The sequence below is a fragment of the Catenulispora yoronensis genome, from assembly GCF_039531695.1.
GTDB classification, from domain to species: Bacteria; Actinomycetota; Actinomycetes; order Streptomycetales; family Catenulisporaceae; genus Catenulispora; species Catenulispora yoronensis.
The window spans coordinates 12,910-38,824 of the sequence record NZ_BAAAQN010000022.1 but is presented as its reverse complement, the minus strand read 5'-3'; the positions used below and the strand labels follow the sequence as shown (position 1 = coordinate 38,824).

Below are 25,915 nucleotides of genomic sequence, written 5' to 3'. Positions count from 1 at the left end.
CGAAAGGCCCGGCCCGAACCTCGCAAGAGGCTCAGGCCGGGCTTGGGTGTACGCGCTACGTTCTGCTACGCAACCGCTTGGGAAGTCGCCGAGCGGCGCCGGTCATGCACACACTGTTCGCACCGGCAAGGGGGCGAAGTGCACTCGTGTTTTGATGCCGCTACCGGCCGGCACACCGGCACCGGCACCGGCACCGGAAACTTGGGCTCACGGCAGACGAAGCCGATCGGGAATCCTCGCGGCGCTTTCGACGAACGGGTATCGGTCGAAGCTGTGGCCTGCGCAAGCCGGTTTGACCAGTCCTGGAAGCCCACATCGAGGATGTAGCGCTGCCCGGAGCCGCCGCAACGTTCGGCGCATCCGTGGTCACGCCGACCGTGAACGCAGTGTCCCCGGAGCATGCCGCGGTGCAACATGCCCCAGTGCCCGCAGGACGGACACACCACGCTCGGCGCCGGCCGCTCCTCTCGCAACGCCGCCTGCTTGCGCTCACTCATCCCGTGCGGAACCACATGTTCACCAGCCCAGATCAGCGCGTACTTATGAACCGGCAACTCCGAAATCATGATGTGCTGCTCGCCGTTGTGACGGGGCATCTGACCCTCCAAAAGCGACACGGCCGCCGTACCGACGGCATCTGAGGACCGAGACCAACGCGTACGCCAGGTATCGGAGACGGCGCCACGACACGCGCGGCGTCCCGTCTTTGAGCTGGCCCGCCGGGAGACTAAGAAGGTCAATCCCGGAATGGAGCAGAACCGGCTCGTGCTTACTCGGTGGTTAGAGAACCATCGGCCTGACGGCCTCGGCTCCAGTCCGCAAGTGCCCCTGCGGGCTGGACCGGGAGCGTCAGGAACCCGATTCGGCCAGTTCGGCAGCGGCCATGATCTGACGCGCGAAGTGCCGGAGCTGTGCGGGCGTGCCGTGGATCGTGGTCTTGGACACCTGGATCGCGGCCCGCTGGCGGGGGTCGATCACCTCGATGCCGGTCAAGCTGGTCAGCGCGACGAGACGACCCGGGAACCACGACCGCGAGCGCGTCGAGTGAGCCATGACTGTGAACCCTTCTGTATTAATGATGTCCGACATCGCTAATGCAAGCTCCTTCGGACCCTACTGTCAAGCGATCGGCAGGCATTCGTAGAACCCTGCGATCCGCTACCCTCGGTGAGGTGCTGATCCGATGATGCGATCAGCGGCTAGTGCCATCGCGTTGCCGCCCGAGTGCGGCCTCGGTGCACTCGCGGCAATCTGGGTGCACTCCAGGTGCATCTCCGGCGGCGAGCCTGGCGAGCTGGGCGATCACGCGCGACGCTGAACCTGTCGAGACGTAGTGTCTGGAGCGGTTATGACGGAGGGGACACTCTTCAAAGCCCTCGTGGCCCAGCGTCGCTGGACCTACGAGGGGTTTCACACTCAGTTCAAGCTGACTGCTCGGGAGTTGGCTGAGGAAGAGCGGGATCCACGTGTCGAAACGCTGACTGTCGCAGTGCGAACCTTCCGCAACTGGACGTCGGGCCAGGTGAAGACACTTCCGCAAGCTGACCAGTGCCGCGTCCTCGAACGCCTCTTCAACCGCCCGGTCGAGGAGCTGTTCGCCAAGGCCTCGGACGCTTCAACGGCTGCCGAGCCCTGGGAAAGCGGTCTTGTCCTGCCGTCCCGGAGCTTGGAAGTTGTACGCGCGGAGCCAGGGCAGGACTTGAAGGGTCAGCTCGAAATGGCAGCGCGCAGAGCCCAGCGTTTCGCCGAGTTCGCGGAAGCGAGCGGCGTGGGAAACAACACGATCGAGAACATCCAGTTCGAGCTTCAGCGGCTCGCGACCGACTACACGCAGAAACCGCTGGCCCTGATCCTCAACGACCTGATCGACGTCCAGAACGAGACGTTCCAGTACTTGGAACAGCGCCAGCGTCCTGAGCAAGCGCGTGAGCTGTATCTGCTCGCTGCGATCGGCACTGGCATGTTGGCGAAGGCCAGCCACGACCTTGGGGATCCCCGGTCAGCGATGACCCACGCGCGCACCGCCGTGATCTGCGCGGAGAATGCGGCTCACGACGGCATGCAGGGTTGGATACGCGGCTTGCAATCGATGGTCGCGTACTGGGCTGGCCAGCATCAGACCGCCATCAAGTACGCGCGTATGGGGCAACCATTCGCCAGCCGCACCGCTGGCACCGCGCGAATCTGGCTCTCGTCGCTTGAGGCTCGGGCGTGCGCAGCACTCGGCGATGTCGAGGGAACGCAGTCCGCGATTCTGAAGGCGGAATCGGCCTGGGATCAGACGCTGCCCGATGACTTGGACCAGTACGGCGGGATCCTGACGTTCACTCGGCCACGGCAGCTCTACTACGCGGCGGACGCGCTGGTTTGGCTGCCGGGCGAAGCAGTCGATTCCGAGTCTGCGGCTGGCATCGCGCTGAGCGCCTACGAGGATGCGCCAGCCACCATCAGAAGCTTCAGCGACGAGGCGGGGACAAGGACCGACCTCGCCTTGGGCCGCCTAGCGAACGGCGAGTTGGAGGGCGCGGTGGACGCGCTCGGGCCGGTATTCGACCTCCCCGCCGAGCGACGGATCAACGGCATTCGGACGAGCATGATGCATGTCCACGAAGCGCTCCGCGGTGCCGCCTTCCGGCAGGTCTCCGGAGCCGCCGACATTCGCGAACAGATCGAGGACTTCTGCCAGACTCCTGCTGTCGCGGCGCTGCCCCGCTGATCCGCTTCTGCTTCACCCACCTCGGCCAGCCGTCTACGCTGGACCCGTGCCCTACGCTGGAATGGAATGTTCAGCTATGGCCCGAGAACAGCTCTTTTGGGGGTTAGCTAGTTGGATCGCGAGCTTAGCTCCTCGATCGCCATCGTCGGCGCCGGCACCCGCGGTGTCAGCCTCGTCGAGCGCATCGGCGCCAACGTGCCTGAATTGCTGCCTGGGCAGCACATCGACCTGTACCTGATCGACCCGTACCCGGCTGGGCCAGGGCGGGTTTGGAGGGTTGACCAGCCGCCCGTACTTCAGGCGAACTCGATAGCTGGAAACCTCACGATGTTCACGGACAACAGCGTCGTCTGCGAGGGGCCGATCTGCCCCGGGCTGTCGTTTCCGGAGTGGGCGGAGGCCGTTCGCTCGGGGCTGTACGACGCCCCCGAAGACCCGGAGTTGATCGCTGAGGTCAAAGAGCTGGGGGAATGGAGTTACGCGAGCCGCAGGCTGGTGAGCGCGTACCTGACGTGGGCGTTTGCCGAGATTCGTGACCGGTTGCCGCTCTCTGTCGCGCTGCACGTGATCGAGGACAAAGCGGTAGATGTCGCGGACCTTCCGACCGGCCAGCAGTCGGTCATGCTGACCAATCACGCCCCGATCGTCGTCGACGCCGTCGTCCTGGCCGTCGGCCACCTCGATGCGAGGCTGGCGACGCGCGAAGCGGCGCTTCAGGATTTCGCGGAGGAGAGGGATCTCTTCTACGTCCCGCCGGCGTATTCCGCCGACGTGAACCTGTGCACCGTCGAGCCTCGCGAGACGGTCATCATCCGGGGATTGGGGCTCGCGTTCATCGACTTCACCGCGATGCTCACCGAGGGCCGGGGCGGTTCATTCCGCGAGCGCGCGGATGGATCACTGGACTACATCCCGTCGGGCAGCGAGCCGGTGATCGTGGCAGGCTCGCGCCGAGGGGTTCCCCATCACGGCAAGCCGAACTACCGGCTGACGTCGCCTCCGGCGGACCTGCCGCGGTTTCTAGCCGCGGAGGAACTGGCTACCTCGGCCAGCCTCAACTACGACCGTGACGTCGCGCCGCTCGTCGTCAAAGAGATCGCGTGGGCGTACTACCACGAGTACCTGCATCAGCATGGCATCGAGCCCGCGGCGCTTGACGACTTCGCGGCGCGGTTCGCAGGCGCGGCCTGGGGGTCAAGCAAGATGCGTGCGCTCATCGCGGAGTTCGTTCCCGACCCACGCGAGCGCTTTGACTTCGATGCTGTGGTTCGGCCGTTGAGTGATCAGAGTTTCGAACCGGAGCAGTTACAGGACTGGGTCCGGGGCTATATCCGAGGTGACCTCTCGCGACGACTTGACCGTCGTTACGCCGCGGACCTCTGCATTGTCCACGGGGTCGAATCGGTGTTGGAGCAGCTGACGGACGAGGTGATGCTGTCACACCTGGACCCGCAGGACGTCCAGGACCGGGTAGATGCTCAGCTGGCCAGTCTCGCGAAGCAGGTGGGCTCAGGTCCGCCGGCCACGCGGCTGCGGCAGCTCATCGCCTTGTCTGAAGCGGGAATCGTGCGGTTCCTCGGAGCCGGGATGTGGGTCGAGGCGGACCCGGCAACCGGGCTGTTCCGTGCGGGAAGTGCGAGTAGCCCGGAAACCGTCACGGCCCGAACGCTGATTGAAGGTCGACTGCCAGACGCGACTGTGTCACGGTCTGCCGACGAACTGGTCCGCGCGCTACACAACCGTGGTGAGCTTGCCGAGCAGGTTCTGCCCGGCCCTGGAAACCGGTCCTATGTCCGTGGCCAACTCCTGGTGAATCGCTCTGACGGCCGCGTTCTATCTGCGGCCGGCACTGCACACTCGCGCCGGTACGCGCTCGGGTCGTACACGACGTCTGGCGCGCAGGCGGCGTTCATCTTCCCTGGACGGAACTCGCTCATCCTCCGGCAGAACGACGTCACGGCACGCCAGCTCCTAAAAGGACTCGCGGATCAGGGTTCTACCGCCAACGGCGAGCGGGCCGTTATGGTCAACTCATGAACCCGATCACGCTCGAAGGCCCGCGGCTCACGTTCCGCGAGCTTCGCGAGGACGATGTCGACGCGTTGTTCGAGATCTACGGAAGTGAGGTCGCGACCGAGCATCTGAGCTTCGACCCACGTCCCCTCGACTCCGTCGCTAGCGTCATCGCGAGCGGGATCGCGGACACTCAGGTTGACCCACGCACCGTCTACGCGCTCGCTGTGACGCTGAAGGAAGACCCGGGCCTGATCGGCTACGCCCGGTTGGCGCTTGAAGCACATCGCGCCGGCCAGATCGGCTTCGCCCTGAACCCGTCAGTGTGGGGACAGGGCTACGGGACCGAGACTGTGCGATTGCTGCTGCAACTCGGCTTCGATCAGCTCGGGTTACACCGCATATGGGGAGCACGGTCGCCGAAGAATGCTGCCTCGGCCAGGGCCATGAGCGGGAACGGGATGGTGGAAGAGGCCCGAATCCGGGACCACGTCTTCACTCATGGGGCATGGCGCGACTCAATCACCCACGTGATTCTTGAAGACGAGTGGCGACAGCCTGAACGATGAGGTCAGGCCACGATCCGCCGGCCAGCCTCATCTCTCACGAGAACGCCCATCTTCTCCAGCTCAGCAAGTGCACGCCGGACCGTAACACGGCTCATCTCGAAGCGTTCGCAAAGCGCGAGTTCGGTAGGCGTCCGGGCCCCAGGAGCTAGTCGACCCTGCCACACGTCATCACGGATCGCGGACACGATTTGCTCGTACCGCGCGGTCGCTGCTTCGTAATCGCCGGCAACTTGGCGGCGGCGGCCGGGACGGTTCACCAACACGCCAATTCGTTCCAGCTCGGCCAATGCTTCGCGAACTGCATAGCGGGAGAACCCAGTCGCCGCAACCAAGTCGGCCTCGGAGGGAAGGTCCGTGCCGGAGGGATGCATACCGTTCGTAATGTGGGCGCGGATGCGGTCAAAGGCGGTGGCGAGGTCCGTGCCCTGGTCCTTGTCCGCGAATCGGCGCCGCCGGCCCTGACCACCTCCGATCGTCGTACCGCGGGCGTCGAGCAGGGCAAGCGCACGGCGGGCAGTACCTACCGCCACTCCGAACTCAGCGCTGAGGTCGCCAGCAGACGGGACGAGATCGCCGGGCGAGTAGGTACCTTGGGCGAGGCGCTGCTCTAGCGCTGCGGCGACTCGCTCCGTCGTCAATGTCATCGTCGGGCTGTCCTCCACGCGGCTAACCTTGAGACCTCAAGGTGAGCTTACCGAGGTGTGGCAAATAACCGCAGGTGACGACCCCACGCAACCACTACGACTTGTATCAGCTTGGATCCCTTCTTCCTAGTTTGTCCTGCCACTTCGTCAGCGTGCTGACCAAAGCACTCAAGCTGGAGTTTGACCCCGAGCGTTGAGGGGCGCCTAGCTAGTCAGTGGTCGCCTTACGTCCCGACCCGGGCGACTACGCGCGAGCCGCGTAGGTCTCACCAGCGTGTGATCACTTTCCAGGACGTGTTCGAGCTGCGCGCGTCCGGGACGCAAGATCGGCATTCGCAGCATGGACGGTGAACACCCGTCGTACCGTATGCGTATGGCCGCATCGAACCCGCCCCGATCCCGAACTCCGTACAAAGCGGTTCGGGAGATCCTCGCCGCCGAAGTCGGGTTCGTGTGTCCGGTTCCCGATTGCGAGAGTCCGTTCCTGAGCTGGCACCATTTCGATCCGCCATGGCGAGTCGAAAAGCATCACCGACCTGAAGGCATGATTGCGCTTTGCGTTGAGTGCGCTGGCCACGCGGACAGCGGCGGATTTACAGATGATCAGCTCAGGGAGCTTAAGAGGGTCGGAATCGAAAATTCCAAGAAGCTACGCGGTCGATTTAAGTGGCTTCGCCAAGATTTGGATTTCGTTTTCGGCAATTTGTGGTTCCATGAAACACCCAACCTTGTACTCCTTCACGGTGAGCCCATCGTTTGGTGGCGCCGCGTTGACGGCATGATTCGAATCAGCTTGAAGCTGCCTGGGCCGGAGGGCTGGAGGTTCGTCATGGAAGACAATGCCTGGACGGATCTCGCTGATGCGACGCGAGTAACGTGCCCGCCTAGGGGGCGTGAATTGGAAGTGGTCTACCCTGACGGCGACTTCATTAAACTTGAATTTAGAGAAGTACCCTCTCGGGAAGAGGCCGCCAACCTATTTGGGGAAATCCCATCGCGGGCGCAATTTCCAAGTACGATCCTAATGGTCGGGCTCCGGCTCCAGGAATTTGGCCTGGACTTGCAGCACGGCAAGACGAATCGCGCGGGATTCCTGAACATCGGCGGCTATATGTATTCTGGTCACTGTCAGAACGGGTTGCCCCTTCCCATGCCGATCATTCGCTGACGTACCGCCGCGTGCGGTCGGCGGGTAGTCGCGCCCGCCACGTGCCCGTATGAAGCGGATCTCGCGGTGACTGGCGGACACTCAAGGGCATCACGTCGGAGGCGAGCAGGTCAGCGGGTTTGCGTGCTCGGATAGTTGATCTACGAGGGCATAGTCAGGGCTTTACAAACAGGGGGCGAGCCGACCGGGCGGTAGCCGCCCCCTGCACCATCGGCTCTGCCCTGCACCGCAGCCCAATGCGACCGAACCGCAGTCACCCCAAGACTCTTAATTGTGGTGATTTCTGACAGGCTCACCAGTAGCAAGCTCAGCTGGGGTACTGGAGGACGAGTCTCTGCCACTCAGGGCAGGCTCGATGATCGCGCTCCCCGGGCGCTCCCTGGCGGGTCGCTTGCACGGCTCGTTCCTTCATTTGCTGGTCACAGCCCTGATGATCAGGGCGGCGAGGCGTCTGTAAATCCGTCGCGAAAGCTACCCAGGTTCGAATCCTGGACCCGCCACTTGGTTTGATCGCAAGGCGAAGTGCTCGTTAGGGCCCGGTACCGACTACATCGGTACCGGGCCCTAAGCGTTGGCTGGAAGTACTCGCACCTTCGGCGCCTACCGAGTCGACGGCGCCAAGGCTCACAGTCAAGCTACGAGCACGTTTCCTCAGTATGAGTCGAAGCCATCCAGGTTATGAATATATAAGAATTTCTGTATTTGTGGTTGAGCGCCGAGGCAGATTACTTTAGCCCCATCGGTCATGTCGATTGGGCGCCGGCAGGTGACAGAGCGGCTGGTCAGAACGGTGAACGCGGTTGCGGGCACTCGGCAAACGGCATGACATGCGACTGCTGGGAATCAACTGCAGGCTAGTCGGGCATCTGGATACAGAGAATAAGGGGCGGCCCCGAGACCCCTGGCAGGAGCATTCGGGACCGCTGGCCGCGCGATCCAGAGCGGAGGGACTTGGCCGGGCAAGGCCAGGTCCCTCTCGCCCCTAGCGGAGGGCGTGAAGCACTGGAATCGCCGCCAGGACGGCGGCTATGACCGCCGCCGCTGCTCCCACGACGTTGGACCACCCAGCAAGGCTGTCGCTCGGTGGCTTCCAGTGTGACCCGTCAGGATCGTGCGGCGGGTGATCGTCCTCCGGCGTGGCGCTCTCCGGATTCTGGTCTGGCTGCTCCCGTACCGGCTGGACGCCGTCCGGAATCGGACCGTCGATCACACGCACCTCCTGTAGGAGACCAGGCATGTCGCTCGACACGCCCATGACCCGTCGCCCTGCGGCGCACGGGTCATGTCTCAGGCCCCGTGGTCGCTCTCGGAGGTTGCGCGAAGAATCTACCGCAGTAAGCACCCGTCATGACACGCACAGTGAAGCACCGCCCTGCGATGCTTATTGACGACCAGGCAGCTTGCATGAATCAACGCCAGGGCTGAGGGCTCCGCCTTCAGCCTGATGGTGTGGACGTTGGCAATTGTGAGCCAGCTACGGCTGGGGTTCAGCTGCCGCAGTAGTGAAGGCTGCTGCCGCGGCGGTGGTCAGGGTGCGGTAGCGGAGGGGGGCCAGGGTGGGGGGGAAGTGGCCGGCGCGTTCTAGGCTGATGATGCCGTGGGCGGCGGCCCAGAGGATGTCGGTGATTTCGGTGGGGTCGGAGTCGGGGTGGAAGTGGCCGGTTTCGATGCACCAGCGGGCGGCTTCGTGGAGGACTTGGAGGCTTTGTTTGGCGGCCGCGGTGGTTTCGGGGGCGGGGGTGAAGCCGGGGATGCCGGGGCCGTGCATTACGTCGTAGAAGTTTGGTTCGCGGAGGGCGTTTTCGCGGTAGGCGCGGCCTAGGGCTGCGAGGTATTCGGCGGGGTCGTCGCCGCGGGGGACTGCGTCCAGGTGGCGTTTGAGGCGGGCGAAGCCCTCCAGGTAGAGGGCGGTGGCGATGGCGTCCTTCGAGCCGAAGTGTTTGTAGAGGACCATGGTGGAGCAGCCGGCTTCGGTGGCGATGCGGCGCATGGTCAGGGCGGCCGGCCCTTCGGCGGCCAGCAGGCGGGCTGCGACGTCCAGCAGTGACGCCCGCAGTACCTCCTGGCCGCGGGCCTGGGCCCGGGCGTAGACGCCCGGGGCTACGGGCTCGTAGCTGTCGGCCGTTTCCGGGTTCTCTGTCATTTCCGTACCCCGCGCTGTTCGAGTCTGCTGGTCGGGCTTCCGGTCATCGCCTCACTGCCAGATCGGCAGTGGACGGTAGATCGGGATACCGGCCTCGGTGAGGGCTTCTCGTCGCCGAAAATACTCGTCCCCCATCGGGTCCACGCCGAGCAGGGGCATCGCGCCGCGCCAGATGGTGACGTCTTCGGGGGCCAGCTTCTCGGCGGCGGCGAAGTGGTCGGCGGCTTCGGCGGGGTGGTCGGAGCGGTGCAGCCACAGGGCGAGGGCCGCTTCGGTGCGGGCCTGCTGCTGGGTGGCGGTCACCTGGGGTGCGTGCTCGGCGACCTCGTCGGTGGTCAGGCCGCCTTCTCCGGCGCGGACCCAGCGCTCCAGGGCCGCCAGCGCCTGCGCCGAGTCCAGGCCGCTCATCGAGCGGAACAGGTCGGTGGCGAACTGGGTGTCGTTGGGGCGGGCGACCTTGCCCTCCTCGTCGATCCACACCACGGTCGGCACGTTCAGGACCTGGTAGCGGTCCGCCACACTGCCGTCGGCGTCGATCAGGGCCGGATGTGTCGCCTTGGCTTCGCGGATCCACGGCTCGGCGTCGGCGGGCTGCCGGTCGATCGCAATGCTGACCACGGAGAAGCCGTGCGGGCTCAGTGCGAGGTGCTGCCGCTCCCACTCCGCCAGGTCGTACCGGCATCCGCACCACGACGCCCAGAACACGAGCGCCACCTTCCGGCCGCGCAGTGAGCTCAGGGTGTGCGGGACGCCGTCGACGTCCGGCAGCTCGAAGTCCGGCGCCAGGCCGCCGGCCAGGGCGGACTCCCGCTCCGCGACCGACACTCCCAGCGCCGCGACGCCGAGCGCCGGGGCGGCCGCGTACGGGCGGTCGACCAGGTCCGCGAAGGCCGCCAGCTCGACCCGGTCGCCGTCGCGTTCGACGCTCTCGGCGACCCGCGCCGGTATGCAGACGTCGCCCCGGCACCAGCCCTGGGGTTTGCGCTCCCAGCCCAGGGCTTCGGGGATATCGGAGACCGCGACCAGGATCTCGCCGTCCGCGGCCAGCTCCGCGTCGACGACCGTCGGACGGTGGTCGTCCAGGATCGTGAAGTTCATCGCGGCCTCCCTGCCATCGATAACGTTGTTACAAGAACGATAACGTCGTTATCGCGGGAAGGCAACAGGATCAGTGCAGGTCTGTCGAGATCACTCCGCGGTCCTGGTGAACGACATGCGCCAGTTGTGGACCCATGTCTCGCCGTCGTCGTAGGAGAACGACTGCTCCCACTGCGCGGTGTCCTGGTTGAAGACGTTCCAGTCGAAGCGGACCTTGATCGGCTTGCCTTGAAGGACCTCGTCGCCGAAGAACTCGCCGTGCGTCCCGGTCCAGCGTCCCGTCACCCCCGCGTCCAGGTGTCCGGGCGCGGAGGTCGAAGCCCACCAGATCCGCCACAAGCCGGCCTCGACGTCGAACAGCCGCACCGACATCCCCTGGTAGGGCTTGCCTCTCGGCCCCTTCTCGATCGTGACATTGTCGACATTGCCGAGTCCGCCGAGGGTCTGGATCATCCACTGCGTGCTGTCGAACTCCACCCACTCCGTGCAGGCCGGGTCGGCGAAATCGGCCAGCATCAGGTGGTGCACGGCCCAGGTGCCGACCAGGAAGTCGAAGTCGTGGCGCCCGTCGGTGGCGCGGTCCTGGGAATCCTGCGAGCCCTGGGAGGACTGCGAGGGCTGCGAGGACTGGGCGAGCTGAGCGGGCTGCGAGTACTGGGTGTCTGCGGTCATGACTTCACGATGCGGCATGACCGCTGACATCTTCTGTCAGTGATGTGGGGGCAGTTCGAATCAGCTGCTGGAATCAGCGCGCCCGCGACAAGAACTGCCCGCCGAACTCGGAACGCGGCTGCGGCACCGAGACCTGCCGCACCGCCATCCCGCCGAGGTTCACACCCCGCGCGACGAAACGCCCCAAGAGTCGCGCGGTCGCCAACGCATCGCCCAAAGCGCTGTGCGCGTCGGTCAATTCGATACCGACAGCGTCGCAGCAGTCTGCGAGCTTGTAAGAGGGCCCCGGAAGCAGGGCCTGCGAGGTGCGCAGCGTGCACACTCCCCCGGCGATCTCCGGCGAGTTCAGTCCCATCCGCGCGAAGTGGGAGACGAGGAACTTGGAGTCGAACGGCAGGTTGTGGGCGGCCACAATGCGATCGGTCAGCAGCGAGTGCAGTTCGCGGCCGACGTCCTCGAAGCTCGGCGCCCGCGCCACCATGTCGCGCGTGATGCCGTGCACGCGCGTCGCACCGACCCCGGAGTTCGGGCGGATCAGGCTGTCCCAACTACCGGTCACCGCACCTGTGAGGTCCACATGGACGATCGCGATCTCCACGATCTCCGCGACCGGCGGGTGGAAGCCCGAAGTTTCGACATCGACGACTGCGTATCCGTTCACCCACCTATCTTCGAGGGCGCACACACCTCAATGGCGTAGGCGCGCCTCCCGATTCGGGCTCGATCAGAACTCGGGCTCGATCAGAACCTCGATCAGAACACAGTCAGCGCGCCAGCAACGCCAGAGCCGGGACGGCGAGCAACGCACAGATCGGCACGTTCACCTTCCAGTACCGCACGAACACCGCGATGAACTCCCGGATCGTCGCGCTGGGAAGGAAATACCCGGCCGTCGGCGACCCCACCACCTGGGCTGGGACTCCGAGGTCGCTGGCGATCAACGCCGCGCGGTAGCTGTGGAAATCGTTGGTGACCACGACGGACCGGAATCCCTGAGGCTTGGCCTCCCGCATCAGTCGCGAGCTGAAGATGAGGTTCTCCTCGGTCGTCCGCGACTGGTCCTCCAGGATCAGCCGCTCGGCCGGGAACCCCCGCTCCACAAGGTACTTCGCCATCGCCTCGGCCTCGGAGAGCCGCTCGTCGGTGCCCTTCCCGCCGGAGACGATGAGCATCGGCTGCTTGCGCTCGTCGAGCAACGCGAACACCGCGCGGCCTCGCTCCAGACGACTGGCCAGCAACGGCGAAACCTTCCGTCCACCAAGCAGGCCGGCGCCGAGCACGACCACGAAGTCCGCGCCGCGCCACACCGGCATCCGCCGATACACGAAGCCGTAGCTGAGGTAGCAGAAGAACAAGAACGCCACGTAGCCGACCACGAGCACCGCGCCGGCCGACAGCGCGATGAAGATGTGGTGCCGCGTCCCCGCGGCCAATGCCAGCAACAGAAGCAGGCCGACGATGCCGACCGCGCACACCAGCGACAGCAAGTTGGAGGCGTTCCGCCCCTCCCTGCGGAGCATGGTCAGGCCGTTGAGCGTCAGGAACCAGACCAACGCCAACAACCCCAGCGTGGGCAACAGGATCACGGTGCCGATCGCCAACTTCCGCCCCATCCCGGAAGTCTGGGACAGCCCGGCCACGAGCCCCAGCGCCAGAAACAACAGGGCCGACCCCAGGTAGACAGCGTTACGGAACCGTCGCGGGTCGCGCATCACCGAACGGACGAGGAGGATCGCAAAAAGCACGGCGACCAGATAAGCGATCAGAGTGGTTCCCAAGGATGCGGGCCGGGTGTGCCGACGGGTTGTCCTGACCAGGCAATTTTAGGTCGCCGGTAAGGACTGCGCGTCGGCCACGAGACCCACGGCTCTCATCCTCGGGAGCGATTCCTGGATCAGCCTCCGCGCCGATCCGGGATCGCGGCCCTGTTCAAAGCCACAGCGCCAGTTCGATTTCATGGCACCGTTTAACCCCACAGCACTTGTTCAAGCCTTTCGCGCCGGTCAAAGACCGCGACACCGGCGCTGGCACCGGTAAAAGGCCGCAGTCGCCGCTCAAAGTCGAAGCGCGCCAGCTCAAGGCCGGAGCCCAGGATCAAGGCCGAAGCGCCGGATCAATGTCGGAGCGCCGGCTCAAGGCCGCAGGCAGGCCCCCGCTCAAGGCCGAAGCACAAGCCGCACCGGGTCGCCGACCTTCTTGTCCAGCCGCTCCACAGCCTCAGCGGCCTCCTCCAAGCCCAACACCCCGGAGATCGACGCCGAGAAGTCCAGCCGTCCGCCCGCCTGGAGCTTGATCAGCTGCGCGACCGCCTCCGGCTGCGACCCGTAGTGCCCGAGCAACTGGTGCTGCGCGGCCTGGAACCGGGTGCTGTTCTCGATCGTGATCGGCTGGCCGCTCAAGCCGATCAGGACCAGCTTCCCGCCCGGGGCGAGCAGCCGCAGCGCCTGCTCCCGCACCGGGGTCACCCCGGCGAAGTCGAACGCGAACTCCAGGCCGAGGCCGCCGGTCAGGTCGCGGATGGTGGTCCGCAGATCCGGATCGGCCGAGTCCACAACGACATCGGCGCCATAAGCGAGCGCGCGCTCGCGAGCAGCGGGCGACGGGTCTATGGCGACGATCGGGCAAGCCCCGATCGCCCGCAGCAGCTGCACTCCATGCGCACCGAGGCCGCCGATGCCCCAGACGCCGACCGACTGCGCCGGGCCGACGTGCGCGGTGGTGGTGACGGCGCCCCACGGCGTGGAGACCGCGTCCGGGATGATCGCGCCCTGCTCGAACGGGATCGAGTCCGGCAGTGCGACCAGGGTGTCCTGGCGGGCCAGCGCGAACTCGGCCCATCCGCCGTCGTAGTCGACGCCCCGGGTCCACACCACGCCGTCCCGGAACTCTCCGGCCTGCAACACCACGCGGTCACCGGCCTTCCACCCGGTGACGTCCGGACCGGTCTCGGCGACGGTGCCCGCCACCTCGTGGCCCAGGGTGACGGTGTCCCCGGCGAGGTGCGGCGGACGGCCGAGGTGGCCCTGGATCAGGTGCACGTCGGACAGGCACACCCCGGCGGCCTCGACCTTCACCAGCACCTCGCCGGACCCGGGCGACGGCTTCTCGACGTCCTCGACGCTCAGCGTCCCGGTGGGCAGGTGCAGACGTGCGGCACGCATCGTCGCCATGACGCACTCCTCTCGCATGTCACAGGCTGCGGCTCGGCATTATTGCAAGTCGCCTTGCATTGGACGCTACGCCCCCGATCGAGCTAATGCAAGATCGCTTGCGTTGCGTGGACCGAGGGCGGCTACTACGGTCGGTACCCGTGAGCAGGCAGGAAAAGTCCGGAACAGCGGAGACGGCAGCAGCGACGGCAGCGAAGACCGCAGCGGAGCCTCAGACAAAGAACCAAACAGAGCCGCTGAAGGAGCCCCCCAAAGCACCGCCACTGCGCCGCCGCGGCGAATCGATGCGTCGAGCGGTCTTCGACGTCGTGGTCCGCCTGCTGACCGAGCAAGGATCGGAGGCTGTGACGATGGCCGGCGTCGCGGCGGCGGCCGGCGTCCACGAAAGCTCGCTCTACCGGCAGTTCGGCACCCGCGAAAAGCTCATCTACGAGGCCGCGACCCGCTATTCCGACGAAGCCTTGCCGCCGCTTCCGGCCGGCGAAGACATCTCCGAGGATCTGCGCGCGACAGTCAGAGCTCTGATTGACTATCTGAACACGCCACAAGGGTCCGCACTCGTCCGGCTCAGCACCCTGACCGTCTCACCGGAATTCGACCGCGAGCGCACCGCCTACTGGCATCAGCGACTGGACCGCGCGGCCGACGTCGTCCGGCACGGCATTGCAACCGGCCAGCTCCGCGCCGACACCGACCCGACGCTCGTCGTCGATGCCCTTTCCGGGCCAGTGCTGGCACGCCTTGCCCTGTTCCACGAAGTCATGGCGATAGAGGACGCGATGCGGCTGGTGGACCAGGTACTACGCGGGGTAACGGCATAGCGCAACGAGAAACACAGCCGCTCGCGCAGATTCAGCAGATCCATACGCAACGACGGGCCCACTCGCCTTCACGGTCAGCGTTCTGCATCGCATCACCATGACAGACGAGCGGGCCCGCGTCGTCGGGTCATCTCACGAGCCGGAAGGCCACGTGATCTGGGTCGACTTGTAGTAGTTCACGCCCATCGCGGCCCAGCGTGGACCCTGGGCCCCGAGCCGCTGGTCGAAGGACGTGGTGTTGTGTGTGCTGTACTGCGACCAGCCAAGTTCCATCAGCGCGGGCAGCCGCGGGAACGCCATCTGGTCGATGTCGGCACTGGTCACGATCGTCTCGGTCCAGAGCGGCGCCTCGACGCCCGCCACCGAGGATCCGGTGACGCCGGACACGTAGTTGCCCGGGTCCCAGCCATAGGCGGTGTTGACCTCGACATAGCCGGCCCAGTTCTGGCCGAGCTTTGTCTTGCGCGTGTACTTCATGTCCAGGTAGGCATGGTTCGCCGGGGACATGACGACCTTCGTCCCGTTGGCGGCAGCGGCCGCCAACGCGCTGTTCGACTTGTTCGTGTCCCAGAACTGCGCGAGCGTCGACGAGGCCAGCGGAGCCGCGGCGATGTTGTGCCAGCCCATGACCGCCTTGCCGTGCGCGGCCACGATCGGCTGCACCTTGTTGATGAATGTCTGATAGTCGCTCGCGGATGTGGAGCTGGCCTCGTCACCACCGATGTGGATGTAGGGGCCGGGGGTCAGCGCCGCCAGTTCGCCGACCACCTGGTCGATGAACGTGTAGGTGAGCGCGAGCGAGACGCACAGCGAGCTGAAGCCGACATCCGTACCCGTATACAGCCCGGGCGCGACGCCGTTGCAGTTCAGCGACGCATACGACGACAGCGCCGCGTTCGTGTGCCCCGGCATGTCGATCTCCGGCACGACGGTGATGTAGCGAGACGAGGCGTAGGCAATGATCGCCTGGTAGTCAGCCTGCGTGTAGTAGCCGCCGGCCCCTCCCCCGACCTCGGTGCTGCCGCCGTGGGTCGCCAGGTTCGGCCACGAGTTGATGACGATGCGCCAGCCCTGGTCGTCCGACAGGTGCAGGTGCAGGTAGTTCACCTTGTACAGCGCCATCTCGTCGATGTAGTGCTCGACCTGCGCGACGGAGAAGAAGTGCCGCGCAACGTCGAGCATCGCGCCCCGGTAGCCGAAGCGCGGCCAGTCGGTGATGGTGCCGCCGGGCACCGTCCACGGCCCGGGCTTGACCGCTGAGCTCATCACGGAGGCGGGCATCAGCTGGAGCAGCGTCTGCACGCCGTGGAACAAGCCAGTGGCCTGAGTCGCGCGGATCACGACACCGGTCGGCGAGGACACCAGCTGGTAGCCCTCGGTGCCGACGCTGCTCGGCGCGCCGGACAGCGACAGCGCGATCGTGCCCGGCGTGGTCGCGCCGACGGTCAGCGGCAAGGCATAACCCGTGGATTTGCGCAGGATCGCCGCGAGGTAGCCGCCGACGTTGGCGTCGTCGGAAGTGACGGTCGCGGACGAGGCCAGCGTGAAGGTGGTACCGGTGGCGACCTCGCTGGCCGGCGCCGGGACCACGACGTTGGGGAAGGTCGCGGCGGCGATCGCCGGGGCCGGGGAGCCGAGCACGCCGCCGAAGCCCGTGGCGGCGACGACCACGGCCGCCAGCAGGGCCCTGCGAATCCGGGACCGGAGCCGCCTGGAGACGGCTCGGCCCGGGGCGTGAGGAGTGATGGGGGAAGCGGAAATGGGGGTGGCGGTGGAGTCGCTCATGACGCCACCACATCGATCTTCGGCATGTTCCATCCCGAGACGCTGACCACCGGTGTCGCTCCTTGCAGGTCGGCCGAGCTGTAGGAAGCGATGACGGTCTGCGACTCGCCGGGCATCAGGGTGATGTCGTTGTCACCCCAGATCGACGTGCGCAGCTCGTTGTCGCCGCTGAGCTCGGTGCCCGACGCCGTACCGCGCCGCAGATCGGCGCGCAGGAAGAATCCGACGGTCGTGGACGAGTTGTTGGTGATGGTGACGGCGACCTGCTTGTCCGATCCTGCCGGACCGGCGGCGTTCGACGTCACGGCGGACACTGCGAGCGAGGTGTTCGACGGCAGGGATTGCAGGGCCTTGAGATTGGCGTAGGACGACATGCTGGCCTGCGGATTGCCGATGGTCTTGTTCCAGTTGACGGAGTCGGCGGTGGTCGGGAGCCAGTAGACGTTGCGGTTGACGACGGTGCCGTTCTGGCGCACCAGCAGTTCGACGAAGTACACGGTGCCGGAGGCCGTCGGGGTGGTGGGCGTGAGGACACCGTTGGCGACCTGCTGGGAAGCCAGGGAGAGGGTGCCGGAGGTGCGATCGTCCAGGAGCGCGCCGGCGGTGTTGTAGACCTTTGATTCGACCGTGACGCCGGCCTGGGTGGTGCCGGAGAGGTTGTCGACGGTGACTTTGCCGGTGTCGAGCTGGTACAGCGCGTGCAGCGGCTTGTCGGCCTGCTGGGCGCCGAAGAAGGAGCCGGCCTGGTCGTAGTCGTTGTTGTAGAGCGACCAGAGCAGCGTGGGCCAGCCCTTGTTCATCTGCCAGTAGATGGTGCCGGTGGACGGGGCCGAGGTGTTGGTGGAGTGCGCGATGAAGGCTTCGAACTGTGCGCGGGTGTCCTCGTAGTTCTGGACCTGGGCCTGCTGGACGTACTGGGCCAGGCTGCTCCAGGTGCCGTAACGGCTGCTCAGTGCGGTGTCGAAGTTGTAGAGCGTGCCGAAGTGGTAGCCGGTGTGCTTCGTGCCCTCGTAGTTGTTGTGGTACTGGTTCGCGCCGGTGCTTTGCCACAGGGCGGATTGGTCGGAGGCCGACAGGAAGCGGTTGATCGAGTCCAGGGTCGGGACGGTGTTGCCGCCACTCTGTTCGGAGTCGAAGCCCCATGCGCCGCCGGCGTTGGTCAGGTCTCCGCTTCCGGTGTGGGTGGTGTCGTACCAGTAGCTCGGCGGGACCCAGTCATAAGGGCCCTCCTTCTCTCCGGAGGCACCGAGCTGTGGACTCGATTTGTACTCGGCCGAGGAGATGAAGGGGCCGGCGTAGTCGGCGGCCGCGAAACCGGCCAGGGCCAGCGATTCTTGATTGGCGGTCGGAGCGTTGTCGCTCCACTGGAAGCTGAAGACGCTGGGGTGGTTGCGGAGGACGACGCCCTGGGCCTGGGCCGAAGCCTGATAGACCGCGTTGTCTGCGGCGGTGTAGGTCGTTGTCTCCCAGAAGTCGCAGCACTGGTAGCCGGCGTTGACCAGGATCCCGGCGGCGTCCATCTGCTGGTACCAGTCCGGCGGCATCAGGTGGCCTTCGAGGCGGATGCTGTTCAGGCCCATCGCTTTGATGACGCCGATCTGGCGGGCTGTGTCGGCGGGGTCGTAGCGCAGGAAGAGATCCGGATCCCAGCCTCCGCCGCGCATGACGATGGGGACGTTGTTGATTTTGAAGGCACGGACGCCGGAGGGCGCGGCGGAGCTCGCACCGGTCAGGTAGGAGCTGACGGTACGGATTCCGAAGGTCCCGGAGGTGGCGTCGAGTGTCGTCGTGCCCTGTGACACCGAGGTCGCGAGGCTGTAGAGCGGCTGGGCGCCGAGCTGGTAGGGCCACCAGATCCGCGGTGCGGTGATCGTGAGGGCGGGGAACGCCGACGGGGTGAAGGTGACGGTGGTCGTCGTGTTGGCGGCGACGGTGGCGTTCTGGCTGACGGTGATCGGGGTGCCGCCGCCGGGCGGGGTCACGGTCGCGGTGACGGTGCCGGTCTGGGCGGTGGCCGAGCTGTTGGTGACGTCGGTCTTGATCGTCAGGGCACTGCTGGACAGGTCGGCGGCGGTGGCCTGGTTGACGTGCGCGTTGCCGACGGCGAGCGGACCGGCGGTGGAGAGCTGGACCGGGAACTGGATGCCGGTGTTGTTGTCCGGCGGGATCTGGCTCCAGTCGACGTTGTCGAGGGTCAGCATCGCGGTGGGGTCGTTGGGGTGCATCTCGATCGCGACGGAGTTGGTGCCGGAGACCAGCTTCGAGGTGATGTCGTAGACGTTCTTGGCGTAGGCGCCGGTGACGGAGGCGGCGACCTGGGAGCCGTTGACCCAGAGGTCGGCGGTGCCGATGACGCCGTTGAGGATCAGCTTGGTGGCGGTGCCGGAGCCGGTGCCGGAGGTCGGGGCTGGGAAGTCGGCGCGATACCACCAGGGGACGGAGAACTGGGCGAGGGTTTCGGGGCCGACCTTGGTCATCTGGCCGAAGCAGGTCTTCATGGTGGTGGAGAAGAAGACGTTCGGACAGGTGCCGTTCTGGAGGAGGGCGTTGATCTCGGTGCCGGGGGCGCCGGCGCCGTCGGCGGCGACGGAGAGCCAGGCGGAGGTGTTGAAGCCGGGGGTGGAGATCTGGGCGCCGGTCTGGGTGGCGGTGGTGGAGGTGAGGACCTTCCAGCCGGTGGTGGCGCCGAGGTTGGTGACGGCGGTGTTGTCGGTGGTGGGGGCCAGGGCGAGGGTGGCGGTGGTGGCCAGGGCGGCGGGGTCGGCGAAGGCGGAAGAGGTGAGCCTTGCCGCGTCGGCGCCTGAGCGGGCTGCCGCCGCGCCAGTCGAGCTTGCGGTGTTCGTGGTGCTCGTGGTGCTCGCTGTGCCCGCTCGGTTCGCCACCGAGCCGAATGCGCTGGTCTGCCAGGCCGTCAGGGCCATGAGGCCCAGGACGGCGGTTGCCCCCGTGAGAGTTCTTCCCCGTGTACGGCGACGTGCCATGGGCGCTCCTGGGTCGGGTGCCACAACGGTTAAGGAAGATAACTTGCCTTACTCGCCGTGACCGTACAACCGCGGTTGCGCATCGTCAATGAGCTGTTTCAGTTCGAGAAGTCCTGCGTCATCCAGACCGTGCCGTTGCTGTCGCGGAAGATGGAGATGCCGATGTGGTGGTAGCTCGTGGAGAGGATGTTGCGGCGGTGGCCGTCGTTGGGCGGCTGCTCGGCGAGCATGCTGTTCGTCAGGCCGATCGCCATCTTGGCGATGGCGTCGTTGGTGTTCGCCACCGGGCCGCCTTCGCCGATGTTCTCTCCGGCAGCGTTCCAGGAGACGCCGGCCGCGGTCTCGCGGTCGCCGAGGGATGCCTCGCCGGGGCATTGGTGGGACAGGCCGCAGCCGCTCGCCATGACCGTGGTGTGGGCCGCGGCGCTCTTGTTGAGGCCGGCGGTGCGGGTGAGGGCCGGGAGTCCTTGGGCGGCGCGGGCCTGGTTGATGACCGCGAGGACTTGGTCCTCGGGGGAGACCTGACCGGCGGGGGTCGCGGTGGACGTCGTGGGCGGAGCGCTGGTGGTCGACGGCGGGGGCGGGTTGCCGGTGGCGGCCGTGGACGGCTTCGCGGAGGTGGAGGGCTTCGTGGCGCCGCTGGTGCGGGGGTTGTCGGGGCGGGCCGAGGGGGCCGTCGACGACTTGCTGGCGGCGGAGGTGGAGGCGGACGCCGAGGAACTCGCGGCGGAGGACGGCGCGGGTGCCGACGACGAGGACGCGTCGGGGGAGGTGGAGCCGGGAACCGCAGCGGAGGAGGAGGTGCCGTCGGTGGCGCCTTGGGCCAGGGCTTCGTTCTTGGGGTTGTCGGCGATGCCGGTGGCTACGACGACGGCGCCGACCACGGCGGCCGTGGCGGCTATGGCGACGGCGGCTTTGGCGGCCAGGTGGGAGGCCGCGGTGCGGGCTGGGGGCTTGGGTATTCGGCGGTGGGAGGTCGGCATGGGTTGGAAGGAGCTGGTGTGCGTTGGGGCAGGCTGCGTTGGCCCGGACTGCATCGCAGTGGGCTGCGTTCCGCCCCCGTGCACGCCACCACCCGCATTCACACCACCGCCATGCAGCGCGCCGCTCTGCCACGCGCTGGCAACCCGCCGATGTACGCCCTCGGCCATCGCGAACGGCACCGGCACCATCGCCAGCCGTACCAACAACCGCTCAGCCGGAACGAAGTCGACGGCGAGCGAGGCACAGGTGTGGCACTGGCGGGTGTGGCGCGCGAATCGCTTCCGCCACACGGCCTCGGGCCGTCCGTGCCAATGCATCGCCAGGTCCGAAAGCTCCAGGCAGATCGGCACCGCGCACAGCGCCCGCACCACCGCCCGCGAGATCTCCAGCTGCGCCTTCATCCGCGCGATCCGCACCGTCACGTGATGCGGATCCAACCCGATCGCGCTGACCAACTCACCGCGCGTCAGATGCCCGGCCTCCACCAGCCACCACAGCGACAGCAGCTCGCGATCATCGTCGTCCAACCACGCGGTGGCCATCGCCACCTCGCGCCGCTGCCCGGTCAACCCGAGCTCGGTCAGCGTCAGATCCGCGAAGTCCGCCCCGGGATCGGCGACGTCCAGCGCCTCCTCCAACGGCCACGGCCGCCCACGATAGCCGCGCACATGATCACGCACCTGGTTCATGGCCACAGCGACCAACCACGACCGGAAGGCCTCCGGATCACGCAGCGTCGGCAACCCCCGCACAACGCGCAGCATCGTCTCCTGCACGACGTCGTCGACATCCGCCGCGACAGGCAACGCCCGCCCGACGACGTTGTAGACCAACGGCAGGAAGTCGGAGACCAGACGCTCCAGGGCGGCGGGATCGCCACCCGCCGCGGCGGTCACCAAGTACGCGTCGGTCTCCGTCGCCATCATCATTCCGGACCTCCAACACCCGACTTTTTTGTTCGGACGTTGGGGAGACGGTACGCGAAGGGGAAGGTCACAGAAATTCTGCTGGGCATTTTTAGCGCAAGTTTTGCCACCCCATTGGCATGGTATGGGTCAGGGCGCCGACTCGGTCGGCGGCCGCGCCCTCACACCAGCTCCCGGAACATGGCCTGGGTCTCGGGATCGGTCGAGTAGAGAACCGTCCCGACCATGCCGCGCGTGAGCAGGACTTTGTACACGTGACGGACCAGCCGGTGGAACTCGTCCGGCGACGCCCTTCGCGCGACCTGCCGGTCGGCGCTGCGGTCCGGGCGCGACACCCATCGGCCGTCCCGCCAGACCAGGTCGTCACCGAAGATGACCCCGTTCCAGTCGTACTCGAAGCCCTGCGCCGTGTAGACACAGCCGACCTGGCCGAACCCGTGCGGATCGGTCGCCCACAGCTGCGACGGCGGCGCGTCCCCGACCCGGCGCTCGCCCCGCACGTTCCACGGCCGGTGCCAGTCCCCGATCTGGACGTCGAGGACCAGTCCGTTCGCCACCGGATCGCTCCACTGCCAACAGAAACCGGCCGTCATCCGGGCGCCGTGCCCCGCCTCGAGATACTTGCCCAGCCACTGCTCGAGCTCCGAGGGGGACTCGGCGAGCAACACTCGGTAGGCGTCCTCCTCGGGCTCCCAGGGGACCGGTCCGCCCTCCTCAAGGCCCAACAGCCGCCGCACCCACATGTCGTACGCCGCGCTGCCACCGGCGCGGAACTGACCGTCCAGATCGACTCGTACCGTCTGGATTCCCGCGTCGGCGGCCGCCGTCTCGATGGCGTCGATGGTTCCGATCTCGCCCGGCCGCACCGCCTGGTGCTCGTCGAGCAGGAACACCGGGACCCTGGCGACGTCGATCAGTTCCTCGACCTGGGGACGACCGGTGCGGAACTCGGCTTTCGTGAACCGGCTCGCCGACGTCTCCCGGATCCGGTGCGCCTCGTCGCAGATCAGGACGTCGATCTCGTTCTTGCGAGCGGCGGCGAAGTCGTTGAAGTATTTGAACAGCGCTTTCACCCGCGGCGCCCGCTCTCCGACGATCTTGCGGAGAGTCAGGGTGAAAGCCCGCGAGCCGGTCGCGTGCACGACCGGGTAGTGAAGACGGCTGAGCTCGCCGAGCAACGACAACGCGATGACGCTCTTCCCACTGCCCGGGCCACCGGAAACGATGACCACCTGCTTCGTGTTCGCCTCCCGCGCGGTGTGCACGGCCCGGTTCACCAACGAGAAGGCGACCTGCTGCTCGTCGAGCAGGACGAACTGCTCGCGGTCCCGCACCTCGTCGGCAGCCAGGTCCATCAGCTTCCGGCTGGGGCTGACCGGGCTGCGCAGCAGCGTGTCGGCGGCGCGGGCGCCGGAGGCCGCGCTCAGCCGCGAGGCGAGGAACTGCTGGAAATCGTCGCGCGAGGACCCGGTGAACAGCCGCCCGGTGTCGTCGGCGACCCGGTCGGCGAGCCACTCCCCCGCCGCCCCGGTCATGTTGTGCAGGTAGGCCGCGCCGGCCAGTTGGACGGCGTCGTCGTCAAGGATCCGGACGAAGTCCCTGAGGTAGCGGCAGTACCGGCCGACCTGGTCCACCGGGTGCAGCTGCTCGCCAAGACCCGGAACGACGCACAGGTCCTCGGCACCGGCCAGTTCTTCGGCCTGCGTCCACTGTTTCAGCTCGACCACGACGTACGACGGTTCGCCGGTCCGCGGGTGGACCCCGCACAGGACCACGTCGGCCCGCTTGCTCGACTGCGGCAACCGATACTCGATCAGCACCTCGACCTTGTCGAGCCCGGCTGCCAGCAAGTCGCTCGCGAGCACCGGCAGGCTCCGGGCCCAGGCTCTGCGTTCACCCTCGCCGGCGGCGCCGCCGTAGGCGAAGAGGAACGCCTCACCCAGCCGGCAGACGAGCGTATCCGGATCCTGACCCGCCTCGGCGGCGAGCGACGCGGCGGGGACGCGGTACAGCGGCAACTGACACCCCTGGGCAACACGGAATGGCTCGTGCGGGTGGGGGCGTATCCACGGTGGGAAGCCCGTCGGGCCGCCGATTCGACGGGTCCAAGACTAGGCCACGGGCAGGTCCGGAGGGGTGATCCCGTGGACCAGTCCGGCCAGGTGTTGACGGGTCTCGGAGTCGGGTGAGTACAGCACCGCGCCGCGCAGGCCACGAGTGAGCAGGATGCGGTAGACGTTGCGCACAAGTTCGTCGAACTTCTGGTCCTTCTGACCGGCCGGGACACCCTGCACGGTCATCCGGTCCTTGTGTTCGTGCCGTCGCGCCACCCAATGGTCGTCGCGCCACACGAAATCCGGACCGATGACGACGCCGATCCAGTCGAATTCCAGGCCGTGACAGGTGAAAACGCAGCCCATCTGGCCGAAACCGAATTCGTCGTCGATCGCCCAGCGTGTCGACGCGGGGGCATCAGCCCTGCGCTTGTGGGCGTTCCACGGGTAGGACCAGACGCCGTCCTCCGTTTTGAGGTGTACGTGGTCCGAGGCCAGCCCGTCGCCCTCCGGGTTGCCGTGTTTCGTCCATTTCCAGCAGAACCCGGCCACCATCCGCGCGCGAAGCCCGTCCTTGATGCGTTCTTGGAGAAAGCCGTGCATCCACTGCGGCGACTCGGCGACGTGCAGCCGGAATCGCTCGCCCGGGACCCAGGCGACCGGACCGGGCTTCGGGGCCAGGAGCCGCTCGACCCAGATCTCGTAGTTGCCGGTTCCCCCGGCCCGGAAACGGTCGTGAAGGTGGACCTTCTTGACGTCCTGCAAGTGCGTGACGTCCAGACCTCCATTGGCCGCCGCATATAGCTGGGCTTTTCTCTTCTGCGCGCTTTCGGCATGCTTCCGCAGCTTGCGATGGTCGTTCTGCTCGTCGGCACGCACCACTTGTCCGACGTCCATCGCGAAGCACACCACGCGGGCACTGCGCATCACGATGTGGATCGACCGATTGTCGTTCACCCGCGCTGCCGACGACAGAGTCCGTGACGGGTACTGGTTCATCCGCTGGGCTTCGTCGAAGAGCAACACGTCCAGCGGTTCGTCAAGACGCTGCAGATCCGCTGTGGTGGCGAGCAGCGACGACAGCTTCTTCATGCCTTTGTCGGCCAGCGACTTCTTCAACGCCTCGCGATAGGCGGTACTCGCCGTGACAAGTCGTACTGCCTTGCCCATCTTGTGCAGCTGACTCAAGGCCTGCAGGGTGACGACGCTTTTGCCGGTACCCGGGCCGCCCTCCACGAAGATGACGTGCGGTGCGGTATCGCACCCGGCCTCCACAATGCTCTTGACCCCGTCGCGTTGCAGCGGGGTCAACGCGAACGGCGCGTTGCCCGCCACCACGTCCGCGCTGTTGGTGAGCGTGGTCGTGGCGTCGTTCTTGGCACGGCTGTCTCGTAGGACGTCCGCAGCGTAGTCACCCGGTTCCTCAGTGAACGTCTTGCGCACGAAGTTCACGAACTGGTCCTCGTCGTCACGCAGGACAACCCAACTCGGCTTCGCGGTGCTCAGCGACTTCAACCAATCGGCCTCGGTCGTGGTCGCGTTGTGCAGGTAAGCAATGGCCGGCAGGTCGACCTCGAATGCTGCGAACTGGTCGATCTCGTCCATCGCCAGCCACTTGTAGCGGCTGGACTGCGCGGCGGGATGCTCCTTGTCCTTGCGGTACCCATCGATAGCGACCAGTTCGGGATCGGTGGCCACCTGCTTGGGCTCGCTCCACCGCTTCAGCTCGACCACCAGATAGCGCGGATCGCCACGCACTGGCTCGCGCCCGCAGACAAGAGCGTCGATGCGGACGGGGCTCCTGTTGTAGAGGATGTTGGGGATTTGGTACTCGACGAGTATCACCAGATCGGGCCGACGGGCCCGGACCAGCACCCTGGCCAGCTCGACGACGCTCTCGCACCACGCCACCAGATCCCCTGGCGAGGGAGCGGCAGGGTCGAGCTTCCGATCCGGGTCATCGCCGATCGTCTTGTAGAGATGGGCAAGGCGGAACCGCGCCTCGAGCACATCCCGGTCAATGGATACGAATTCGCGCGCGGTCATGCGCAGTAACGTCACGGTTCGTCCCCCCATGGCAGCACGAAAATCTCGTGCGGGTGGGAGCATATCCGACGACGCGGAAGCCCGTCGGGCCGCAATGACTCAACGAAGCCTATCAACTCCTATGC

Annotated in this window: 19 protein-coding genes and 1 tRNA gene; 6 read left to right on the top strand and 14 right to left on the bottom strand. The window is 66.5% G+C overall.

What is annotated here, in order from left to right; genetic code table 11:
- Positions 1–65: 65 nt before the first annotated feature.
- Together ABD481_RS19590 and ABD481_RS19585 are read right to left on the bottom strand one after the other, a co-directional pair.
- Positions 66–596: a hypothetical protein gene (locus tag ABD481_RS19590; protein ID WP_344667145.1), complete on the bottom strand. Its 531-nt coding sequence runs from the start codon at positions 594–596 to the stop codon at positions 66–68.
- A 253-nt stretch (positions 597–849) separates the two neighbouring features.
- Entirely contained in the window at positions 850–1,053 is a 204-nt protein-coding gene (locus ABD481_RS19585; protein WP_344667144.1) for a hypothetical protein, read from the bottom strand.
- 295 nt (positions 1,054–1,348) lie between these two features.
- On the opposite strand from ABD481_RS19585, the gene ABD481_RS19580 reads away from it, so the two are divergent.
- From ABD481_RS19580 to ABD481_RS19570, 3 genes are all read left to right on the top strand, one after another.
- Positions 1,349–2,716 carry an NsdA family TPR-like regulatory protein gene (locus tag ABD481_RS19580; RefSeq protein WP_344667143.1) on the top strand — a complete coding sequence of 456 codons (1,368 nt, stop codon included), beginning with the start codon at positions 1,349–1,351 and terminating at the stop codon, positions 2,714–2,716.
- 111 nt (positions 2,717–2,827) lie between these two features.
- The gene (locus ABD481_RS19575) at positions 2,828–4,753 is read left to right on the top strand and encodes an FAD/NAD(P)-binding protein (protein WP_344667142.1); all 1,926 of its coding nucleotides are present in this window, start codon (positions 2,828–2,830) and stop codon (positions 4,751–4,753) included.
- The gene (locus ABD481_RS19570) at positions 4,750–5,298 is read left to right on the top strand and encodes a GNAT family N-acetyltransferase (protein WP_344667141.1); all 549 of its coding nucleotides are present in this window, start codon (positions 4,750–4,752) and stop codon (positions 5,296–5,298) included. Before ABD481_RS19575 ends, ABD481_RS19570 begins: the two co-directional genes overlap by 4 nt.
- Positions 5,299–5,300: 2 nt before the next feature.
- Here the strand turns inward: ABD481_RS19570 and ABD481_RS19565 are convergent, their stop codons facing one another.
- Positions 5,301–5,960, bottom strand: a complete 660-nt coding sequence (locus ABD481_RS19565) for a GntR family transcriptional regulator (protein WP_344667140.1) — start codon at positions 5,958–5,960, stop codon at positions 5,301–5,303.
- Positions 5,961–6,315: 355 nt separating this feature from the next.
- Between ABD481_RS19565 and ABD481_RS19560 the strand changes: the two genes are divergently transcribed.
- Positions 6,316–7,110 (top strand): hypothetical protein, encoded by a 795-nt coding sequence (locus ABD481_RS19560; protein ID WP_344667139.1) that lies wholly within the window; start codon positions 6,316–6,318, stop codon positions 7,108–7,110.
- A 423-nt stretch (positions 7,111–7,533) separates the two neighbouring features.
- A tRNA-Tyr gene (locus tag ABD481_RS19555) sits at positions 7,534–7,610 on the top strand.
- A gap of 974 nt (positions 7,611–8,584) precedes the next feature.
- Here ABD481_RS19555 and ABD481_RS19550 read toward each other — a convergent pair.
- The 6 genes from ABD481_RS19550 to ABD481_RS19525 form a co-directional block, all read right to left on the bottom strand.
- Positions 8,585–9,253, bottom strand: a complete 669-nt coding sequence (locus tag ABD481_RS19550) for a TetR/AcrR family transcriptional regulator (RefSeq protein WP_344667138.1) — start codon at positions 9,251–9,253, stop codon at positions 8,585–8,587.
- A gap of 51 nt (positions 9,254–9,304) precedes the next feature.
- Complete coding sequence (locus ABD481_RS19545; RefSeq protein WP_344667137.1) at positions 9,305–10,351, bottom strand: redoxin domain-containing protein; 1,047 nt, start codon at positions 10,349–10,351, stop codon at positions 9,305–9,307.
- 90 nt (positions 10,352–10,441) lie between these two features.
- A complete protein-coding gene (locus ABD481_RS19540) occupies positions 10,442–11,023 on the bottom strand; it encodes a hypothetical protein (RefSeq protein ID WP_344667136.1) in 582 nt (193 codons plus the stop codon).
- A gap of 73 nt (positions 11,024–11,096) precedes the next feature.
- A complete protein-coding gene (locus ABD481_RS19535) occupies positions 11,097–11,684 on the bottom strand; it encodes a 3'-5' exonuclease (RefSeq protein ID WP_344667135.1) in 588 nt (195 codons plus the stop codon).
- Positions 11,685–11,787: 103 nt separating this feature from the next.
- A complete protein-coding gene (locus ABD481_RS19530; protein WP_344667134.1) occupies positions 11,788–12,735 on the bottom strand; it encodes a YdcF family protein in 948 nt (315 codons plus the stop codon).
- 444 nt (positions 12,736–13,179) lie between these two features.
- A complete protein-coding gene (locus ABD481_RS19525; protein WP_344667133.1) occupies positions 13,180–14,193 on the bottom strand; it encodes a zinc-binding dehydrogenase in 1,014 nt (337 codons plus the stop codon).
- Positions 14,194–14,333: 140 nt separating this feature from the next.
- On the opposite strand from ABD481_RS19525, the gene ABD481_RS19520 reads away from it, so the two are divergent.
- Positions 14,334–15,014, top strand: a complete 681-nt coding sequence (locus ABD481_RS19520; protein ID WP_344667132.1) for a TetR-like C-terminal domain-containing protein — start codon at positions 14,334–14,336, stop codon at positions 15,012–15,014.
- A gap of 132 nt (positions 15,015–15,146) precedes the next feature.
- Here the strand turns inward: ABD481_RS19520 and ABD481_RS19515 are convergent, their stop codons facing one another.
- The 5 genes from ABD481_RS19515 to ABD481_RS19495 form a co-directional block, all read right to left on the bottom strand.
- Entirely contained in the window at positions 15,147–16,799 is a 1,653-nt protein-coding gene (locus ABD481_RS19515) for a beta-N-acetylhexosaminidase (protein ID WP_344667131.1), read from the bottom strand.
- Positions 16,796–19,720 carry a glycosyl hydrolase 2 galactose-binding domain-containing protein gene (locus ABD481_RS19510; RefSeq protein ID WP_344667130.1) on the bottom strand — a complete coding sequence of 975 codons (2,925 nt, stop codon included), beginning with the start codon at positions 19,718–19,720 and terminating at the stop codon, positions 16,796–16,798. Before ABD481_RS19510 ends, ABD481_RS19515 begins: the two co-directional genes overlap by 4 nt.
- A gap of 158 nt (positions 19,721–19,878) precedes the next feature.
- Positions 19,879–21,693, bottom strand: a complete 1,815-nt coding sequence (locus ABD481_RS19505) for a sigma-70 family RNA polymerase sigma factor (protein WP_344667129.1) — start codon at positions 21,691–21,693, stop codon at positions 19,879–19,881.
- A gap of 158 nt (positions 21,694–21,851) precedes the next feature.
- Positions 21,852–23,708, bottom strand: coding sequence for a DNA/RNA helicase domain-containing protein (locus tag ABD481_RS19500; RefSeq protein ID WP_344667128.1), 1,857 nt, complete (start codon positions 23,706–23,708; stop codon positions 21,852–21,854).
- A 93-nt stretch (positions 23,709–23,801) separates the two neighbouring features.
- The gene (locus tag ABD481_RS19495; protein ID WP_344667127.1) at positions 23,802–25,790 is read right to left on the bottom strand and encodes a DNA/RNA helicase domain-containing protein; all 1,989 of its coding nucleotides are present in this window, start codon (positions 25,788–25,790) and stop codon (positions 23,802–23,804) included.
- Positions 25,791–25,915: the final 125 nt, after the last annotated feature.